The organism is Domibacillus sp. DTU_2020_1001157_1_SI_ALB_TIR_016 (genome assembly GCF_032341995.1).
Lineage (GTDB): Bacteria > Bacillota > Bacilli > Bacillales > Domibacillaceae > Domibacillus > Domibacillus indicus_A.
In genome coordinates, this window is the sequence record NZ_CP135439.1 from 3321927 (window position 1) to 3336216 (window position 14290).

Annotated in this window: 8 protein-coding genes, 8 tRNA genes and 3 rRNA genes; 1 reads left to right on the forward strand and 18 read right to left on the reverse strand. The window is 48.0% G+C overall.

Annotated features, from left to right (window positions below; all coding sequences use genetic code 11):
* Positions 1-187 precede the first annotated feature (187 nt).
* The 7 genes from glmS to sigW form a co-directional block, all read right to left on the reverse strand.
* Positions 188-1990 carry a glutamine--fructose-6-phosphate transaminase (isomerizing) gene (gene glmS, locus RRU94_RS25170; protein ID WP_315693572.1) on the reverse strand — a complete coding sequence of 601 codons (1803 nt, stop codon included), beginning with the start codon at positions 1988-1990 and terminating at the stop codon, positions 188-190.
* Positions 1991-2319: 329 nt separating this feature from the next.
* Positions 2320-3525: an MFS transporter gene (locus tag RRU94_RS25175; protein ID WP_315693573.1), complete on the reverse strand. Its 1206-nt coding sequence runs from the start codon at positions 3523-3525 to the stop codon at positions 2320-2322.
* A 150-nt stretch (positions 3526-3675) separates the two neighbouring features.
* Positions 3676-5025 carry a phosphoglucosamine mutase gene (glmM, locus tag RRU94_RS25180; RefSeq protein WP_315693574.1) on the reverse strand — a complete coding sequence of 450 codons (1350 nt, stop codon included), beginning with the start codon at positions 5023-5025 and terminating at the stop codon, positions 3676-3678.
* Between the two features lie 31 nt (positions 5026-5056).
* Entirely contained in the window at positions 5057-6022 is a 966-nt protein-coding gene (locus tag RRU94_RS25185; RefSeq protein ID WP_315693575.1) for a CdaR family protein, read from the reverse strand.
* A complete protein-coding gene (gene cdaA / locus RRU94_RS25190; protein WP_242235069.1) occupies positions 6015-6854 on the reverse strand; it encodes a diadenylate cyclase CdaA in 840 nt (279 codons plus the stop codon). The genes RRU94_RS25185 and cdaA overlap by 8 nt, the downstream gene beginning before the upstream one ends.
* Positions 6855-6964: 110 nt before the next feature.
* Positions 6965-7561 (reverse strand): zf-HC2 domain-containing protein, encoded by a 597-nt coding sequence (locus RRU94_RS25195; protein WP_315693577.1) that lies wholly within the window; start codon positions 7559-7561, stop codon positions 6965-6967.
* 18 nt (positions 7562-7579) lie between these two features.
* Positions 7580-8143, reverse strand: a complete 564-nt coding sequence (sigW, locus tag RRU94_RS25200) for an RNA polymerase sigma factor SigW (protein ID WP_242235058.1) — start codon at positions 8141-8143, stop codon at positions 7580-7582.
* A gap of 155 nt (positions 8144-8298) precedes the next feature.
* Here sigW and RRU94_RS25205 point away from each other — a divergent pair, with 155 nt between their 5' ends.
* Positions 8299-8448, forward strand: a complete 150-nt coding sequence (locus tag RRU94_RS25205; RefSeq protein WP_251272517.1) for an aspartyl-phosphate phosphatase Spo0E family protein — start codon at positions 8299-8301, stop codon at positions 8446-8448.
* Between the two features lie 131 nt (positions 8449-8579).
* On the opposite strand, the gene RRU94_RS25210 is transcribed toward RRU94_RS25205, so the two are convergent.
* The 11 genes from RRU94_RS25210 to RRU94_RS25260 form a co-directional block, all read right to left on the reverse strand.
* Positions 8580-8652 (reverse strand) — tRNA-Lys (locus RRU94_RS25210).
* 4 nt (positions 8653-8656) lie between these two features.
* Positions 8657-8731, reverse strand: a tRNA-Gln gene (locus RRU94_RS25215).
* Positions 8732-8806: 75 nt separating this feature from the next.
* Positions 8807-8890 (reverse strand) — tRNA-Tyr (locus RRU94_RS25220).
* A 19-nt stretch (positions 8891-8909) separates the two neighbouring features.
* Positions 8910-8985 (reverse strand) — tRNA-Thr (locus RRU94_RS25225).
* A gap of 5 nt (positions 8986-8990) precedes the next feature.
* A tRNA-Val gene (locus RRU94_RS25230) sits at positions 8991-9066 on the reverse strand.
* A 5-nt stretch (positions 9067-9071) separates the two neighbouring features.
* Positions 9072-9146, reverse strand: a tRNA-Glu gene (locus RRU94_RS25235).
* A 35-nt stretch (positions 9147-9181) separates the two neighbouring features.
* Positions 9182-9254: transfer RNA gene (locus RRU94_RS25240), tRNA-Thr, on the reverse strand.
* A 15-nt stretch (positions 9255-9269) separates the two neighbouring features.
* Positions 9270-9344 (reverse strand) — tRNA-Asn (locus tag RRU94_RS25245).
* 15 nt (positions 9345-9359) lie between these two features.
* Positions 9360-9475 (reverse strand): 5S ribosomal RNA (rrf, locus tag RRU94_RS25250).
* A gap of 89 nt (positions 9476-9564) precedes the next feature.
* A 23S ribosomal RNA gene (locus tag RRU94_RS25255) occupies positions 9565-12497 on the reverse strand.
* A 198-nt stretch (positions 12498-12695) separates the two neighbouring features.
* Positions 12696-14248 (reverse strand): 16S ribosomal RNA (locus RRU94_RS25260).
* The 16S, 23S and 5S rRNA genes sit together here with 8 tRNA genes alongside, the layout of an rRNA operon.
* Positions 14249-14290: the final 42 nt, after the last annotated feature.

Genomic DNA, 14290 nt, shown 5'->3' on the forward strand with positions numbered 1-14290 from the left:
ATTAAAAAGAAACCATTTTGAATAAAGAATAATCACAATGGTTTCTAAAATCGAGTTCTGCTTATGTACATATTTTCATAACTCGTTCCGTAAAGCTGAATCTTCTCTCTGGCAGCCTAGTCTTAATGTTAACCAGTTTGTTTATAGTATAACAAAAAAACCGCCCCTTTCCGGGCGGTTTTCCAATTTATTCTACTGTTACAGATTTTGCAAGGTTACGCGGCTTATCCACGTCACAGCCGCGGTGAAGAGCGGCGTAGTACGCGATCAACTGGAATGGTACAACAGCTGCAAGCGGTGCAAGCATTTCGTGAACGGCTGGAAGAACGAAACGGTCGCCTTCCTGCTCAAGGCCTTTCAAGGAAATGATGCATGTATTAGCGCCGCGCGCTGCCACTTCTTTCACGTTGCTGCGGATGCTCAAGTTTACATCTGACTGCGTTGCAAGAGCGATGACTGGCGTACCTTCTTCGATCAAGGCAATTGTGCCGTGCTTTAACTCGCCGCCGGCAAATCCTTCTGCCTGAATATAAGAGATTTCTTTTAGCTTCAAGGCACCTTCTAAGCCAACATAATAGTCAACAGAGCGGCCGATAAAGAAGCAGTTGCGTGTTGTCGCCAGATATTCTTTGGCGATTTGCTCGAATTCTTCTTTTGCATCACAAAGCACTTCCATCGCATTGGCAACAATTCCAAGCTCATGCACAAGATCAAAGCCGATGTCGATGCCCGCTTTTTTCGCTGCTGCTTCTGCCAGAATAGAAAGCACCGCGATTTGCGCTGTATATGCTTTTGTAGACGCTACGGCAATTTCTGGGCCTGCATGTAAGAGCAGCGTATAATCCGCTTCACGTGAAAGCGTAGAGCCTGGTACGTTTGTGATCGTCAGCGCTTTGAAGCCAAGTTCTTTTACTTTTACAAGTACAGCACGGCTGTCCGCTGTTTCTCCACTTTGGGAAATAAAGATAAAGAGAGGCTTTTTCGAAAGAAGCGGCATGTTGTAAACGAATTCGCTCGCTACGTGCACTTCTACCGGAATATTCGCCATTTGCTCCAAGTACTGCTTGCCGACAAGGCCCGCATGGTAGCTTGTGCCGCATGCAACGATGTACAGGCGATCTGCTTCATTTACTGCATTCACGATTTCCTCGTCTACATGAAGCTCTCCCTGCTCATTTTGATACGATTGTGTAATTTTACGGATAACGAACGGCTGCTCATCCGTTTCTTTTAACATGTAATGCGGATACGTGCCTTTTTCAATATCACCAGCGTCGATCTCCGCTGTGTATGGCGCACGCTCTACCACTTCACCTTGTTCGTTTTTAATCGTCACGGCGTTCTTTGTCACGATCACCATTTCTTTGTCCATCAATTCTACAAATTGGTCTGTTACTTGAAGCATCGCCATTGCATCAGATGCAACAACGTTAAAGTCTGCACCAAGACCAACTAAAAGCGGGCTTTTGTTTTTCGCCACGTAAATTGTATCTTCATCTTGTTTGTCTAGAAGAGCAAGCGCGTAAGAGCCTTTTAACAGACCAAGCGTCTTGCGGAAGGCTTCTTCTGTTGACAAGCCATCTTTCGCAAACAAGCCCATCATTTGTACAATTACTTCTGTATCTGTATCGCTTTGAAGCTCAACATTTGAAAGATATTCGCTTTTTAATTGTTCGTCGTTTTCGATAACGCCGTTGTGCACAAGTGTATAACGGCTGTCTTCGTTTTGGTGTGGATGCGCATTGTAACGGCTTGGAATACCGTGCGTAGCCCAGCGTGTGTGGCCGATTCCTACGTGTGATTGTACCTCTTCGTTCACAACCGCACGCAAATCAGCGATACGTCCCTTTTCTTTGAAGATGTGCACACCCTCTTCGTTGCGCACAGCAATACCAGCTGAATCATAACCGCGGTATTCGAGCTTTTCAAGCCCCTTCAATAAAATTTCCTTTGTATCTTCACTGCCAATATATCCTACTATTCCGCACATAAATAGATTTCCTCCTGATTGAAGGCCTCGACAAACAAGCGCCGGCTAAGGCACCTGCCCGTCGCGCTTCGTTAAATTTTATATTTATAATTGGCACATGTCCGCCCCCTTTGTGCGAGAAGTTGCCCTCTCGTTTTAAGGATGAACGTAACAGCTGTGTACCAGCAGCCGGGAGGTATCCGCCGAAACATCGATAAACCTCCTCCTCGTCAACTGAACGTATGGTCGTCCCGCTCAGTTCAGGCGCTTTGAGGTAAAACAGTCGTTCTATAGCTCCTTTCTTTTTAGGAATAAAAACACGATAATCATACCGTGTTTTCATCCCTTCGTCAATCAAAAACTGACTTTCTTCTGCTTGCAGACAGCAGGACAAAAATAGCAGCAGCCACGCACAGAAAGCCAGTAGTCATAAAGACTGCACCTAGGCCCATTTGATCTGCTATCATACCGGCTGCAAGCGGACCGAGAAAAATGCCAAGCGCATAAAAAGACTGAAAAAAGCCCATGGCGGACATTTTAAATGCCGGCGGGCTGGCTAGAACCACTTCGCTGAGTAAAAGAGGAAAAATAAAGCCAAGTGCCAGCCCAATAAATATGTGCACACTACTAAGAGATGCAAGTGTATGCGTAAATGGAACGGCAAATAAAAAAAACGCAGTAAGAATGAAGCAGATCGTAAGTACGGGTTTGTTCCAGCGCGGATCAAGACGATAAAACACGAGACTGAGCGAAGCAGCCGCATGCGGAATGAAAAAAGCACATGTCAGCCAAATAAAAGACTGCTCCTCCACGCCAAGTGCAGCCGCGTAAATAGGACTGAAGCCAAAGATCGTAATAAACAAAGCTGCATGTGCGATCATGGACAGAAACGTCAGCCCTTTCAGATGCGGCAGCCGGATCGTTTCTTTTATATGAATCGCTGCATTTCTGTGGACAGCAGGTTCCTCTGATGGCTGTATCTCTTTAATTCTCCACGCGAAAAAAGCACCTAAAATAGCAGCAGCAGCCCCCGCCCAAAAAGGGAAAGTCCAGCCGAACTGATGAACAAGCCAGCCGCTGACGGCCATACTAAAAAACTGTGTGGCTACTGTGACAAACTGCATGATGCCCATCGCCTTGGAAGCACGGCCGGCGCTGAAATAGTGCGAGTAAAGCACCGTCGCCATCACCCACATTGATGCGGTTACGCCTCCTAAAAGACGTGCCGTCAGCACCATCGCGAATGAATCAAAGAAAATAAGCATAAGGGTGCTGAGAAGCGCTGCGATAAAGCCGCCCACAAATAAATGCTTGCGGATTTTCTGCAGAAAGTCCGACAAGATGCCGAGCGGGAAACGAAGCAAAACCTGCGTAATACCGTAAGCGCCTAAAATGATGCCAATAGCCGAAAAGCGAAAGCCGATTTCCTGAAGGTATACACCAAAAACGGGTGCATAAATGTACGTAGCCAGCCAAAAACAAAATACAGCTGCTAAAAAGTACGCATGATCGCCGCGCCCGACAATGGGCTGTTTCTTTTCTATGTATTCTTCCACTCTTCAAGCTGCCTCCTTTTATGTGAACGCTTTCTGACTATTATTGTGCAGATGATTCTTCATTTCAACCATTATGATTTGAAAGGGCGGGGCAAACAAAAAAAGAAGCCCGGCCTGCCAGTATTCCACCAGCGTCCAGACTTCCTTTTCTTATACGCGAAGACCCATTTCTTCGTCAACGATTTTTGCAATGCGGTCTGTGTATGAACGGCATTGCTCTTCTGTCGCCGCTTCCACCATCACGCGCACGAGAGGCTCTGTACCGGATGGGCGAACAAGAACTCGGCCATTACCGGCCATTTCTGCTTCCACACGTTCGATTTCTGCTTTGACTTTTTCATTTTCTGTCACATGATGCTTATCTGTTACACGCACATTGACAAGCGTCTGCGGGAATTTTCTCATCTCTGCCGCAAGTTCAGACAGCGATTTTTTTGTTGCTTTCATAATGTTGACAATCTGTAGGCCACTGAGCAGGCCGTCACCTGTCGTATTGTAATCAAGGAAAATAATATGGCCGGACTGTTCGCCGCCAAGATTATAATTGTACTTTTTCATTGCTTCTACTACGTATCGATCACCGACAGCCGTTTGTTCGCTTTGAATGCTGTGCTCGGCGATGCCTTTGTAAAAGCCCAGGTTACTCATAACGGTTGAAACAATCGTATTGTTGTTTAAGCGCCCCTGCTCTTTCATATAGCGTGCACAAATAAACATAATTTGGTCGCCATCCACGATGCTGCCGTTTTCGTCGACTGCAATCAAGCGGTCACCGTCACCATCAAAGGCAAGGCCGATATCCGCCTCTTTTTCTTTAACGAATTGTGCAAGCTTTTCTGGATGGGTTGATCCAACACCGTCGTTGATATTTAAGCCATTTGGCGCAGCGCCCATTGTCGAAATATCCGCTTCAAGATCGGCAAACAAGTGAGCAGCAAGTGAAGAGGTCGCGCCGTGTGCACAATCAAGTGCCACGTGAATGCCGTCAAAATCTTCTTCAACAGACTGCTTCAAGTACTGGATGTACTTTTGGCCGCCTTCGAAGTAATCACTCACTGAGCCAAGATCTGCTCCTGCCGGACGCGGCAGTGTATCCTCTGCCTGATCTAAAAGTGCTTCGATTTCTGCTTCCTGCTCATCAGAAAGCTTAAAACCGTCAGAACCAAAAAATTTAATACCGTTGTCCTGAACAGGATTGTGTGAGGCTGAGATCATGACACCTGCCTGCGCATCCATGGCTTTTGTTAAATACGCAACTCCTGGTGTGGAGATGACGCCAAGGCGCATAACTTCCGCTCCAATAGAAAGAAGTCCTGCTACAAGTGCTCCTTCAAGCATTGGACCTGAAATGCGGGTATCCCGTCCAATCAATACTTTTGGACGCTCCGCATCTTTCGTTAACACATATCCGCCAAACCGGCCCAGCTTAAACGCAAGTTCCGGTGTCAGTTCTGTATTTGCCACGCCTCTGACGCCATCTGTACCAAAATACTTACCCATCTATTGTTTCTCTCCTTTTATCAAAACGGCTTTATGAAGATTTTTCCGTTGATTTTTCCACTGTGACTTTCACTTTTACTTCCTGCGGTGATGAGAAATTAAACTGTTCTCCCAAGTTCACCGGCACGGTAAGCGTTGTATCCTTTGTTATCCCGCTTACATCAACTGGAAGAGAAAATTCCTTTAACTCCTGCAGCGCTGATTCTTTTCCGTAAATCGTGATTTCATCTACATCCGGCTGGAGTGAAGAAATCTTCACGTTATCGGCCGGCGTGCCTTTTGCTACCGGATTGAGCGGCACCTTTTTACTTGGATTTTTTACCGCGATCGACACTTGGACCGTTTCAGGCTCAACTTTTACATCAAGCTTGTTTAAATTTCCATCGAGTACCTGTACCGCTGCGGTTGCGGTCGTTTCCTCATCGATTTCGTCTTCACCGGTCAGGGCTGTGCGGACAAATGCAATCTTCTCAATATCCGACTCAGACCCTGTTACTTTTACTTCTCTTGGGGCAACCGTTACGTTGTCGACCTGATAGCCTTCTGCAAGCGCAGAATCATTAAATTCGGGAGTGACGGTTTTCGTAGTGGTTACTTTCTCTTCTATGTTTACATCAACCGTAGCGGGCTGAATCGACACATCCAGCTTGTCAGAGAAGTTTTTGTGCGTAATAGCTACCCGGTGCTTTCCAATCTCGTAATCCGTTAAGTCGAGGTTCACCTCGAAATCACGCAGACGCTTTGTTGATTCGATGATACTCTTCGGACCGGAGATCTCCACCCTCACCTGTTCCGGTACACCAGACACATATAAATTTTCTGTATCATAATATGTCTTCAACGGTACGTTCGTCAATACCTCGGTTGTATCAAGTGCGCCGCTTCCCGCCTGCTTAACTGATTCAAAATCACCAAAATTCACTGTCATGTAAAGCAAAAAAGCCAGTAAGAAAGCCACAATGCGTACAAACCATTTGCTTTCCACGAAATTATCCATTGTTTCTGCGCCCCTTCCACATCCAGCGGTTGGAAGACTCATTTTTGTTGATGCCAGTCAACAGCTGATGCTCTAAAATGTCCCGAAATTCCTCTTCCGTTAAATCACGGTACAAATCACCGTTTCGGGTTACAGAAATAGCGCCTGTTTCCTCCGATACGATAATCGTCAAGCTGTCTGTGACCTCACTAATACCAAGCGCTGCCCGGTGCCGTGTGCCCAGCTCTTTTGAAATAAACGGGTTTTCCGATAAGGGTAGATAGCAGGCGGCAGCGGCAATCTGGTCTTTTTGAATAATAACAGCTCCGTCATGCAGCGGCGTATTGGGAATGAATATATTAATCAGCAGCTCTGATGTAATAACGGATTGCATCGGAATGCCCGTTTCAATATAGTCGTTCAGGCCTGTTTCTTTTTCAATGGAAATAAGTGCACCAATCCGGCGCTTCCCCATGTAACGGATCGACTTAACGAGCGCGTCAATAATTTTACGCTGTTCCTCGTCTTCCTGTATGGCACTGCGGGAAAAAATGCGCCCGCGTCCCAGCTGCTCCAATGCACGCCTTACTTCCGGCTGGAAAATGATGATCACAGCCAGGAAGCCCCAGGTGAGCGCCTGCTGCATAATCCAGCTTAATGTATCAAGGCCGGCAAAACCTGCTATGGCGCGTATAATGACAATAACAAAAATCCCTTTTAACAACTGGACAGCTTTTGTCCCTCTAATGACCATAAGCAGCTTATATATCACATACCAAACAAGCAGTATATCAATCGTATTCGATAAATAATCAATAAACGTATAATCTTGAAAATAAGTCGTAAACGGCATACTAGATCCTCCAGGTTGGAATTACGGAGCCGTGAAGAAATCACTCTCTTACTTAACTTGTCCATTATAACATACAAGCGAAAAAGAAGCAGACGATTACCGTCAGCTTCTTATTGAAACACCATTTTTATCTCATACCAAATTCGACCAAACAATGCATCTATCTCTTCAATATCTCCTGTAACATTTCCAGCAGATGCCATAAAGCGGTCTCCATTGATCACAGTGACATTTCCATCGACAGAGCCTTCGATTCGAATGTCGCCGTTTTTCACGACAATATCTTCTTCAACAACGGTTCCGGCCGGTACAATGACGGTCTCATTTTCTACTTTTAGCGCACTATTTTTCGTAAAAGCAAACTGATTGTCTTCCTGACTGAAAAAAGAAGCAAAGCCCCCGCTCATTAACAGCAGAAACAACGCTGCTGCCGTTAAAAACGGATGGTTTTTAAACCATCGCTCTATCCCGACCTTTTTCCCTTCTCGCGGAAGCAGCGCCATTACACGGCCCGTAAAGCCTGCCGGCGCTGCTATATGGGAAGCACTTTGAACAAGTGCAATGGTTTTCTTTAATTCAGCAAAATGCTGTCTGCAGTCCTTACACATTTCTATATGATCTTTTAACTCTTTTTTTGCTTCTTCTTGAATATCCCCATCCAGATACTCATGCATATAATGAACAATCCGTTTCGGACAAGATGTCATCGTTCATCGCACCCTTTCTCACAAATGCCGCAAATGCTTTCGCAGGGCTTCACGTCCCCTGTGTACACGTGTTTTTACCGTTCCAAGGGGCAGTTCTAATATATCTGCTATTTCCTGCAGCGGCAGTTCTTCAATATATTTCAACACAACAACGGAACGATACTTCTCTGGAAGCAATAAAATCGCCTTATGAATCGATGCCTGCAATTCAAGGCTCTCGACTTCATCTTCCGGAAGCTGATCGCCTGAGGCCAAATGTGAGTACATATTTAATCCTTCTGTTCCGGCAATTTCTGCATCTAAATGATAATCCGGCTTCTTTTTACGGATTTTATCAATACATAAATTGGTGGCAATTCGATACAGCCATGTTGAAAACTTTTTGTTTTGATTATACGTATGAATGTTCAAAAAAGCTTTCAAAAAAGTTTCTTGTGCCGCATCCTCTGCCTCATGGCGGTCCCAGAGCATCCGAAAACAGATTTGGTATACTTTGTCCTTATAAAGCTCGACAATTTCTCCAAATGCATTTTGGTCTCCTTTTACAACTTGTTTAATTCGTCTTTGTACAATTAAATCCATTTTCTCTCCCTCCGCCCTCGCGGTATGTGTTTATACGGATGCACGTACATAAAGGTTTCAAAGAAATAAAAATTATTTTTTTCAGGTTTACAATTCCATTAAGTGGGTAATTCTTTTGTATGTATAATTTATTTATGGATAGGGGGTATCATCTGTTGCAGTCCATTCAACTCGAAACAACGATTGAGCAGTACCGTTCTGAAATGATCTCCCAGGCCATGCTGACATCTTTTAATGATCAAAAAGTCATTGAAATCAGTCAAAAGCTGGATCGACTTTTAAATGAATGGTCCATCCGTAAATAAAAAAGCAACCTCTTTTTTTTAGATGTTGCTCCCTTTTATTTCTAATTATAGCAGTTTTTTTGTCGAAAAACGAAAAAATAGATGAAAAAAGGCATTTCATGTATATACATGAAATGCCTTTTTTCCTAAAATGAGCCATGAAGGACTCGAACCTTCGACCCTCTGATTAAAAGTCAGATGCTCTACCGACTGAGCTAATGGCTCAAAATGGCTGGGCTAGAAGGATTCGAACCTTCGCGTGACGGAGTCAAAGTCCGTTGCCTTACCGCTTGGCTATAGCCCATTGATGTTATCTGTTATGTAGTATACCCCAAAAAAGAAGAAAAAGAACATGTTTGTATATGTTCCTTTAGGAAAATGGTGGAGGGGGGCAGATTCGAACTGCCGAACCCGAAGGAGCGGATTTACAGTCCGCCGCGTTTAGCCACTTCGCTACCCCTCCGTATTATTTAATTAAGAAGTGGTGCCGGCAAGAGGACTTGAACCCCCAACCTACTGATTACAAGTCAGTTGCTCTACCAATTGAGCTACACCGGCATAAATGGTGGAGGATGACGGGATCGAACCGCCGACCCTCTGCTTGTAAGGCAGATGCTCTCCCAGCTGAGCTAATCCTCCAAAAATGGTGACCCCTACGGGATTCGAACCCGTGTTACCGCCGTGAAAGGGCGGTGTCTTAACCGCTTGACCAAGGGGCCTATCTATTAAACTTTATAAGCGGCTTACAAAAGTAAGCTTCCAACCGGGCTCGAACCGGTGACCTCTTCCTTACCATGGAAGCACTCTACCTGCTGAGCTATGGAAGCAAAGCAATAAAGCAATGGCTCCGCAGGCAAGACTCGAACTTGCGACCGATCGGTTAACAGCCGATTGCTCTACCACTGAGCTACTGCGGAATGATATAAAATTATGCCAGGCAGCGTCCTGCTCTCACAGGGGGAAACCCCCAACTACCATCGGCGCTGAAGAGCTTAACGGCCGTGTTCGGGATGGGAACGGGTGTGACCTCTTCGCTATTGCCACCTGACTATGAAGTTTGAAAGAAGTGTTCTTTCAAAACTGGATAGAAGCGTTATTGTATGGGCAAAAACCTTTCGGTTACACGCCAAGTGTACATTGATTAAGTCCTCGATCGATTAGTATTCGTCAGCTCCATGCGTCGCCGCACTTCCACCTCGAACCTATCTACCTCGTCATCTTCAAGGGATCTTACTTACTTGCGTAATGGGAAATCTCATCTTGAGGGGGGCTTCATGCTTAGATGCTTTCAGCACTTATCCCGTCCACACATAGCTACCCAGCGATGCCTCTGGCGAGACAACTGGTACACCAGCGGTGTGTCCATCCCGGTCCTCTCGTACTAAGGACAGCTCCTCTCAAATTTCCTGCGCCCGCGACGGATAGGGACCGAACTGTCTCACGACGTTCTGAACCCAGCTCGCGTACCGCTTTAATGGGCGAACAGCCCAACCCTTGGGACCGACTACAGCCCCAGGATGCGATGAGCCGACATCGAGGTGCCAAACCTCCCCGTCGATGTGGACTCTTGGGGGAGATAAGCCTGTTATCCCCGGGGTAGCTTTTATCCGTTGAGCGATGGCCCTTCCATGCGGAACCACCGGATCACTAAGCCCGACTTTCGTCCCTGCTCGACTTGTAGGTCTCGCAGTCAAGCTCCCTTGTGCCTTTACACTCTGCGAATGATTTCCAACCATTCTGAGGGAACCTTTGGGCGCCTCCGTTACATTTTAGGAGGCGACCGCCCCAGTCAAACTGCCCGCCTGACACTGTCTCCCACCCGGATCACGGGTGCGGGTTAGAATTTCAACACAGTCAGGGCAGTATCCCACCAGCGCCTCCACCGAAGCTGGCGCTCCGGCTTCCAAGGCTCCTGCCTATCCTGTGCAGACTGTGCCAAAATTCAATATCAGGCTGCAGTAAAGCTCCACGGGGTCTTTCCGTCCTGTCGCGGGTAACCTGCATCTTCACAGGTACTATAATTTCACCGAGTCTCTCGTTGAGACAGTGCCCAGATCGTTGCGCCTTTCGTGCGGGTCGGAACTTACCCGACAAGGAATTTCGCTACCTTAGGACCGTTATAGTTACGGCCGCCGTTTACTGGGGCTTCAATTCAGACCTTCGCTTGCGCTAAGCCCTCCTCTTAACCTTCCAGCACCGGGCAGGCGTCAGCCCCTATACGTCGCCTTGCGGCTTTGCAGAGACCTGTGTTTTTGCTAAACAGTCGCCTGGGCCTATTCACTGCGGCTCTCTCGGGCTTGCACCCTACCAGAGCACCCCTTCTCCCGAAGTTACGGGGTCATTTTGCCGAGTTCCTTAACGAGAGTTCACTCGCTCACCTTAGGATTCTCTCCTCGCCTACCTGTGTCGGTTTGCGGTACGGGCACCTTACATCTCGCTAGAGGCTTTTCTTGGCAGTGTGGAATCGAAGACTTCGGTACTAAAATTCCCTCGTCATCACAGCTCAGCCTTAATGGAAACGGGATTTGCCTCATTTCCAGCCTGACTGCTTAAACACGCGTATCCAGCTGCGTGATCTCCTATCCTCCTGCGTCCCCCCATCACTCAAACGATGCTTGGTGGTACAGGAATATCAACCTGTTATCCATCGCCTACGCCTTTCGGCCTCGGCTTAGGTCCCGACTAACCCTGAGAGGACGAGCCTTCCTCAGGAAACCTTAGGCATTCGGTGGAAGGGATTCTCACCCTTCTTTCGCTACTCATACCGGCATTCTCACTTCCAGGCGCTCCACCAGTCCTTTCGGTCTGGCTTCACAGCCCCTGGAACGCTCTCCTACCACTGACACCATAAGGTGTCAATCCACAGCTTCGGTGATACGTTTAGCCCCGGTACATTTTCGGCGCAGAGTCACTCGACCAGTGAGCTATTACGCACTCTTTAAATGGTGGCTGCTTCTAAGCCAACATCCTGGTTGTCTGGGCAACTCCACATCCTTTTCCACTTAACGTATACTTTGGGACCTTAGCTGGTGGTCTGGGCTGTTTCCCTCTTGACTACGGATCTTATCACTCGCAGTCTGACTCCCAAACATAAGTATCTGGCATTCGGAGTTTGTCTGAATTCGGTAACCCGGGATGGGCCCCTAGTCCAAACAGTGCTCTACCTCCAGTACTCTTCGTTTGAGGCTAGCCCTAAAGCTATTTCGGAGAGAACCAGCTATCTCCAGGTTCGATTGGAATTTCACCGCTACCCACACCTCATCCCCGCACTTTTCAACGTGCGTGGGTTCGGACCTCCAGTGAGTGTTACCTCACCTTCATCCTGGACATGGGTAGATCACCTGGTTTCGGGTCTACGACCTCATACTCATGCGCCCTATTCAGACTCGCTTTCGCTGCGGCTCCGCCTTATCAGCTTAACCTTGCATGAAATCGTAACTCGCCGGTTCATTCTACAAAAGGCACGCTATCACCCGTTAAAGGGCTCTAACTACTTGTAGGCACACGGTTTCAGGATCTCTTTCACTCCCCTTCCGGGGTGCTTTTCACCTTTCCCTCACGGTACTGGTTCACTATCGGTCACTAGGGAGTATTTAGCCTTGGGAGATGGTCCTCCCGGATTCCGACGGAATTCCTCGTGTTCCGCCGTACTCAGGATACACTCAAGAGAGAAGAAGATTTCGGCTACAGGGCTGTTACCTTGTACCGCGGATCTTTCCAGATCGCTTCACCTATCCTCTTCCTTTGTAACTCCGTATAGAGTGTCCTACAACCCCAAGAAGCAAGCTTCTTGGTTTGGGCTATGTCCCGTTTCGCTCGCCGCTACTCAGGGAATCGCGTTTGCTTTCTCTTCCTCCGGGTACTTAGATGTTTCAGTTCCCCGGGTATGCCTCCTCCTGCCCTATGTATTCAGGCAGGGGTACCATCCCATTACGGATGGTGGGTTTCCCCATTCGGAAATCTCCGGATCAAAGCTTACTTACAGCTCCCCGGAGCATATCGGTGTTAGTCCCGTCCTTCTTCGGCTCCTAGTGCCAAGGCATCCACCGTGCGCCCTTTCTAACTTAACCTAAAATGGCGGTGTATCTTACTCGGTTTTTTGCTTTGGTCATACAATGTGTTGCTTCTATCCAGTTTTCAAAGAACAGTTTCAGCTGCCTGCATAAATAAATGCGGGCACAAGAAGAGATTGAACTCTTCAAAACTGAACAAAATCAAACGTCAAACGTTTGTGAGAACCAAGTTCTCACTTCCGTAAATATCCTTAGAAAGGAGGTGATCCAGCCGCACCTTCCGATACGGCTACCTTGTTACGACTTCACCCCAATCATCTGCCCCACCTTCGGCGGCTGGCTCCCGTAAGGGTTACCCCACCGACTTCGGGTGTTGCAAACTCTCGTGGTGTGACGGGCGGTGTGTACAAGGCCCGGGAACGTATTCACCGCGGCATGCTGATCCGCGATTACTAGCGATTCCAGCTTCATGCAGGCGAGTTGCAGCCTACAATCCGAACTGAGAATGGTTTTATGGGATTGGCTAAACCTCGCGGTCTTGCAGCCCTTTGTACCATCCATTGTAGCACGTGTGTAGCCCAGGTCATAAGGGGCATGATGATTTGACGTCATCCCCACCTTCCTCCGGTTTGTCACCGGCAGTCACCTTAGAGTGCCCAACTAAATGCTGGCAACTAAGATCAAGGGTTGCGCTCGTTGCGGGACTTAACCCAACATCTCACGACACGAGCTGACGACAACCATGCACCACCTGTCACCGCTGCCCCCGAAGGGGAAGATCTGTCTCCAGACCGGTCAGCGGGATGTCAAGACCTGGTAAGGTTCTTCGCGTTGCTTCGAATTAAACCACATGCTCCACCGCTTGTGCGGGCCCCCGTCAATTCCTTTGAGTTTCAGCCTTGCGGCCGTACTCCCCAGGCGGAGTGCTTAATGCGTTAGCTGCAGCACTGAGGGGCGGAAACCCCCCAACACTTAGCACTCATCGTTTACGGCGTGGACTACCAGGGTATCTAATCCTGTTCGCTCCCCACGCTTTCGCGCCTCAGCGTCAGTTACAGACCAAAGAGCCGCCTTCGCCACTGGTGTTCCTCCACATCTCTACGCATTTCACCGCTACACGTGGAATTCCGCTCTTCTCTTCTGCACTCAAGCCTTCCAGTTTCCAATGACCCTCCACGGTTGAGCCGTGGGCTTTCACATCAGACTTAAAAGGCCGCCTGCGCGCGCTTTACGCCCAATAATTCCGGACAACGCTTGCCACCTACGTATTACCGCGGCTGCTGGCACGTAGTTAGCCGTGGCTTTCTGGCCAGGTACCGTCAAGGTACGGGCAGTTACTCCCGTACTTGTTCTTCCCTGACAACAGAGTTTTACGATCCGAAAACCTTCTTCACTCACGCGGCGTTGCTCCGTCAGACTTTCGTCCATTGCGGAAGATTCCCTACTGCTGCCTCCCGTAGGAGTCTGGGCCGTGTCTCAGTCCCAGTGTGGCCGATCACCCTCTCAGGTCGGCTACGCATCGTCGCCTTGGTGAGCCGTTACCTCACCAACTAGCTAATGCGCCGCGGGTCCATCTGTAAGTGACAGCCGAAGCCGCCTTTCAATCAAGAGCCATGCAGCTCTTGATATTATCCGGTATTAGCCCCGGTTTCCCGGAGTTATCCCAGTCTTACAGGCAGGTTACCCACGTGTTACTCACCCGTCCGCCGCTGACTTGAACAGAGCAAGCTCTGTCAAGTCCGCTCGACTTGCATGTATTAGGCACGCCGCCAGCGTTCGTCCTGAGCCAGGATCAAACTCTCCAAAAAAGTTTGACTTGCTCATTTGTTTCCACTAAAACACGGGGTGTT